Origin of the sequence: Streptomyces recifensis, assembly GCF_002154615.1 — a bacterium.
Lineage (GTDB): Bacteria > Actinomycetota > Actinomycetes > Streptomycetales > Streptomycetaceae > Streptomyces > Streptomyces griseoluteus.
This window is the reverse complement of sequence record NZ_MUNH01000637.1, coordinates 1-5,219: the sequence shown is the minus strand read 5'-3', so window position 1 is coordinate 5,219 and position 5,219 is coordinate 1. Positions and strand designations below refer to the sequence as shown.

Genomic DNA, 5,219 nt, shown 5'->3' with positions numbered 1-5,219 from the left:
CTGCGGGCGGCGGGCGCCGACCCGGTGGCGTGGCCGGGCTGGCTGGCGATCGAGCGGGCCGAGGCGGAACTGGGTGCGACCCTCGGCCGCAACCGCGTCAAGCTGTCCGACTGGGACGCGCTGTGGGCGGCGGCGCGGTCGGAGTAGCACGGTGGAGGGTGTCTCCCCCGTCCACGTGGGCATGACACACAGCGGCAACGCACCGGAAATCAACAAATTGTTCAAGGCGCCTACGGTCTCGTGCTGTCCGGTTGCCGCTCCCCGCCCGCCGCTCAGGAGGCCCCATGGCCACGACCGCCGAAGTGCACCCCGTCGACGAGATACCCCCGGTACGGCAGCTCGCGGCCTTCGGGCTTCAGCATGTGCTCGCCATGTACGCGGGCGCCGTGGCCGTGCCGCTGATCGTAGGCGGCGCCCTGCGGCTCTCCCCCGCCGACCTGGCGTATCTGATCACCGCCGACCTGCTGGTGTGCGGGGTGGCGACGCTGATCCAGTGCGTCGGCTTCTGGCGGTTCGGGGTACGGCTGCCGATCATGCAGGGGTGCACCTTCGCGGCCGTCTCGCCGATGGTGCTGATCGGTACGACCGGCGGCGGACTGCCCGCGATCTACGGCTCGGTGATCGTCGCGGGGCTGGCGATCATGCTGCTGGCGCCGGTCTTCGGCCGGCTGCTGCGGTTCTTCCCGCCGCTGGTCACCGGCACCGTCATCCTGATCATCGGGGTCTCCCTGCTCCCGGTCGCGGGCAACTGGGCGGCCGGCGGAGCGGGCGCGAAGGACTTCGGGGCGCCCCGGAATCTGGCGCTGGCCGCGTTCGTCCTGCTGGTGGTGCTGGCTGTGCAGCGCTTCGCCCCGCCCTTCCTGGCCCGGGTGGCCGTGCTGACCGGCATCGTGGTGGGTGTGGCCGTCGCGGTGCCGTTCGGCTTCACCGACTTCGGCGGGGTCGCGGACGCGGACTGGGTGGGGATCAGCACGCCGTTCCACTTCGGGGCACCGGAGTTCCGGGGGTCCGCGATCGTGTCCATGCTGGTGGTGGCGCTGGTGACGATGACGGAGACCACCGGTGACGTCATCGCGGTGGGCGAGCTCACCGGTCGCGAGGTCGAGCCGCGCTCTCTCGCGGACGGGCTGCGCGCGGACGGCCTGTCGACCGTGCTGGGCGGCGTCTTCAACACCTTCCCCTACACCGCGTACGCGCAGAACGTCGGCCTGGTCGGCATGACACGGGTGCGCAGCCGGTGGGTGGTCGCCGCCGCGGGTGCCCTTCTCGTCCTCCTCGGGCTGCTGCCCAAGCTGGGAGCCGTCGTGGCCGCCGTCCCCGCTCCGGTGCTCGGCGGGGCGGGCCTGGTCATGTTCGGCACGGTCGCGGCGAGCGGCCTGCGCACCCTGGCCCGCGTGGACTTCCGGGACAACCACAACCTGACCGTCGTCGCGGTCTCGGTCGCCGTCGGCATGCTCCCGGTGGGCGTGCCGACGGTGTACGCGAAGTTCCCGGACTGGTTCCAGACGGTCATGAACAGCGGCATCAGCGCGGGGTGCCTGACGGCGATCGTGCTCAACCTGCTGTTCAACCACCTCGGCGGCCGGAAGGCCGAGGAGGCTTCCGCGCCGGTCGAGGAGAGCGTCTAGGCCGGTTCCTCCGTCGGCACCAGTCCCGCGACGATCTCCTCCAGCCGGGGCAGCGTCCGCTGGGCGGCCAGGGCGGCGGCGATGGCCACGGCGACGCCCGCCCAGGCCACCGGGCCGAGCGGGGAGCAGCCGACCAGGCGGCTGACGGCGGGGGTCTGGATGACCGCCACCAGGACCGCGGCGGAGCCGAGGGCGGTGACCCGGACCAGGGTGCTGTCCCGGCGGTCGAGGAGGGTCTGCACGAGCTGGGTGCCGACGACGCCGCACAGCGCCATGGTGCTGGCCCGGCGGGCGGTGCCGGGGGTGAAGCGGCCGATGAGCCAGGCGGTGACGGCGCCCAGCGCGGTGGTCAGGGCGCGGTGCCGGATCTGCCGGATCAGCGGGGCCCCGAGCACCCCGCCCGCCGCGTCCTCCGGGGAGGCCGTGCGGTTGCGCACCTCGGTCTCGTCGCCGTCCTTCGGGGTCACGGCCACCGCCATGGCGGGGAAGAGGTCGGTGAAGAGGTTGACCAGCAGCATCTGCCGGGTGGACAGCGGGGCGGTACCGGACAGCAGGGTGCCGAGGATGCCGAAGCCGACCTCGCCCGCGTTGCCGCCGATGAGGATGGCGATGGCGTCCGCGACGCTGTGCCACAGCGAACGCCCTTCGCCGATGGCGTCGATGAGGACGGTCAGGTCGTCGTCGGTGAGGACGATGTCGGCGGCGTTGCGCGCGGCGGCCGAGCCCCGCGCGCTGATGCCCACCCCGATGTCGGCGGCCCGGATCGCGGCGGCGTCGTTGGCACCGTCGCCGACCATGCCGACCACCCGTCCGGCGTCCCGCAGCGCCTCCACGACCTGGAGTTTCTGCTCGGGCGCGACGCGGGCGACGACCCCGGCGTCCCGCAGCATCCGGGCGCGGGAGCGCCGGTCCGCGGCGGCCAGTTCGTCGCCGGTGACCACCTCGGTGTCCTCGGGCCACCCGAGTTCCCGGGCGATGGCACGGGCGGTCTGCGGATGGTCGCCGGTGAGCATGACCGGCCGTACGCCCTCCTCGTAGAGGCCGCGCACCAGCGCCTCGGAGGTCTCGCGGGGTACGTCGGAGAGGGCAAGCAGACCGGTGAACTCAAGGCCGTGCAGCGGCCCTTGCAGGGCGTCGGACTCCGTCTCGCCCTCGTCGAGGCGCCGCATGGCCACCGCCAGGACGCGCAGTCCGGCACCGGCCAGGGAGTGCGCGGAGTCGTGGGCGCCGGCGGAGAGGTCCGCGCAGCCGGGCAGGACGGTCTCGGGCGCGCCCTTGACGACCAGGGTGCGGGGGCCGTCGCCGTCGCGGCCCACGGCGGCCGCGTACCCCCGCGCGGCCTCGAAGGAGAGGCCGCCGAGCTGGGTCCAGCCCGGGTCGGCGGCGGCCGCGTCGATGACGGCCTCGTCGGTGGCGTGCACCGGGCGCCCGGAGCTGCCGTTGACGCGCGGGCAGGCCCGTGCGGCGCGGCGCAGGGTCGCGGCGGGTCCCGGCTCGCCCGCCTCACCGGCCGCCCACTCGGCGCCCTCGGCGTCCGAGACCCGGACCACCCGGAGCCGGTTCTCGGTGAGGGTGCCGGTCTTGTCGAAGCAGAAGGTGTCGACCCGGCCCAGCGCCTCCAGGGTGCGCGGGGTGCGGACGAGGACGCCGTCGCGGCTCAGTCTGCGGGCGGCGGCGAGCTGGGCGACGGTGGCGACCAGCGGCAGCCCCTCGGGCACGGCGGCGACCGCGACGGCCACGCCACCGCTGACCGCCTCGCGCACCGGGGTGCCGCGCAGCAGGGCGAGCCCGGTCACGGCCGCCCCGCCCGCCAGCGTCAACGGGAGCGCCTTGCGGGTGAGTTCCTGGAGCCGGGCCTGCACCCCGGCCGCCGGGGGCGTGCGGGCGGCCAGGTGGACGGCGCGGGCGGCCTCGGTGCGCTCGCCGATGTCGACGACGACGGCCTGCGCGGTGCCGGCGACGACGGTGGTGCCCTCGAAGACCATGCAGCGCCGGTCGGCGACGGCCGCGTGCGGGGTGGCCCCCACGTGCTTGTGCACGGGCAGGGACTCGCCGGTCAGCGCGGACTCGTCCACCTCCAGGCCGTCCTGCCGGAGCAACCGGGCGTCGGCGGGGACCACGTCGTCGCCCTTCAGGTCGATCACGTCGCCGGGCAGCAGCTGTCCGGCGTCCACGGTGCGGGTGCCGCCTGCGGGCGCCTCCTCCGGCGGGGGCGCGACCCGTGCCTTGCGCTGCTGCTCGGCGTGCAGCCCGGACAGCGCCCGCTCGGCGCGCAGCCGCTGGACCCCGCCGACCAGCGCATTGAGGTCGAGGGCGCCGACGACGAGCAGGGCGTCGACGACCGAGCCGAGGATCGCGGAGGCGGCGGAGCCGACGGCCAGCACCGGGGTGAGCGGATCGTCCAGCTCGCCGCGTACGGCCCGGCCGAGCTGCCAGGTGAAGCGGGCCGGGGCGAGGGCGGGGACGCGGGCGATCCGGCCGGCCGTCCTGCGGGCCTCGGTGGCGGCCCGCTCCAGCACGCCCGGCTCGGGGGGTGCCTCACGGTCCAGGCGGTCCACCGCCTCGTCGGGGTCCAGTTCGTGCCAGTGCACGCGGGCGCGCGGGTGCGGGGCGCGGGCGGCGGCCACCTTCAGGGCGGCCCAGACGCCGTACACCAGCGCGGTGAGCGCGCCGGTGTCGACGGGGGCGTGCCGCATCCCGGGAAGGACCGAGCGGCGCCCCCGGTCGCGCCGGGCCTCGCCGATGGCCACCAGCAGCCCGGAGAGTGCGGCACCGGAGCGGGCCAGGAGCTGGCCCCGGCTGCCGGTCGCCCGGGCGGCCGGGATCGCGGTGAGCAGCCGCCAGACGTCGGCCAGGCCGTGCGGGGCGAGGATGTCGGCGCCCCAGACGACGGCTCCCTCCAGGTCGGTGAGCGCGACGGCGATGTCGGCGGCGTCGAGCCCGGCCAGTACGTCGGTCTCCGCCAGGGCGCGCGGCCGGGCGACGGTGATGACGACGCGTTCCCCGCCGCCCTCCTCGTCCCCGGCGTCCAGTTCTCCGCGCAGGGCGTGGACGACGTCGTCCAACGGCCTTCTGGCGTCGACCACTTGGTCCGCGAGCCCGCTGAAGTCCTCCAGCGCCGGGTCGTCGACGAGGACGACGCGCAGCCGGGCGCGGCGGGCCGCGTCCAGCACGGCCTCGGTCCACGGGTCGGGGAGCCCCTCGTCGGTGTGCAGCGCGCTCGGGTGCAGCAGGAGGGTGCCGGCCATCTCCAGCTGTCTGAGCCGTTCCGGGTCGCGGACCAGCACGTCGGCGCGGGCGAGGGCGGTGCCGAGGACGGCGTGGAAGGCGGCGGGGGCGTACCGGGCGGCCTTGGGCGAGCCGGAGAGGGCAGCCTCGGCGACGGAGTTCAGGTCCCGTTTGACCAGCAGCGCGGCCAGGGCGCCGAGCACGCTGCCCGCCGAGGCGTGGGCGGCGTACACCTGCGCCGGGGACTCGCGCAGCGGTGGGCGGGGGGAGCCGGTGGGGGCGACACTGAGGCGCTCGGGTCCGCAGAGCTCGTCGTGCAGGGAGTCGAAGGCGGCGGCGCGGGCCACGGTCTCGGCGAGCTGG

General features: G+C 75.6%; 2 protein-coding genes and 1 pseudogene. 2 read left to right on the top strand and 1 reads right to left on the bottom strand.

Annotated features, from left to right (window positions below; all coding sequences use genetic code 11):
* A pseudogene (locus tag CCN33_RS33295) lies at positions 1-147 on the top strand (NADP oxidoreductase); the annotation flags it as partial.
* A gap of 137 nt (positions 148-284) precedes the next feature.
* The gene (locus tag CCN33_RS27510) at positions 285-1,628 is read left to right on the top strand and encodes a nucleobase:cation symporter-2 family protein (RefSeq protein ID WP_086696126.1); all 1,344 of its coding nucleotides are present in this window, start codon (positions 285-287) and stop codon (positions 1,626-1,628) included.
* Here the strand turns inward: CCN33_RS27510 and CCN33_RS27505 are convergent.
* A partial coding sequence (locus tag CCN33_RS27505; RefSeq protein ID WP_086696125.1) for a cation-translocating P-type ATPase occupies positions 1,625-5,219 on the bottom strand: 3,595 nt, incomplete at its 5' end. The genes CCN33_RS27510 and CCN33_RS27505 overlap by 4 nt on opposite strands.

What these genes read in the sequence shown, in the direction of transcription:
- CCN33_RS27510 (WP_086696126.1), top strand. Translation starts at nt 285, where the DNA reads ATGGCCACGACCGCCGAAGTGCACCCCGTCGACGAGATACCCCCGGTA.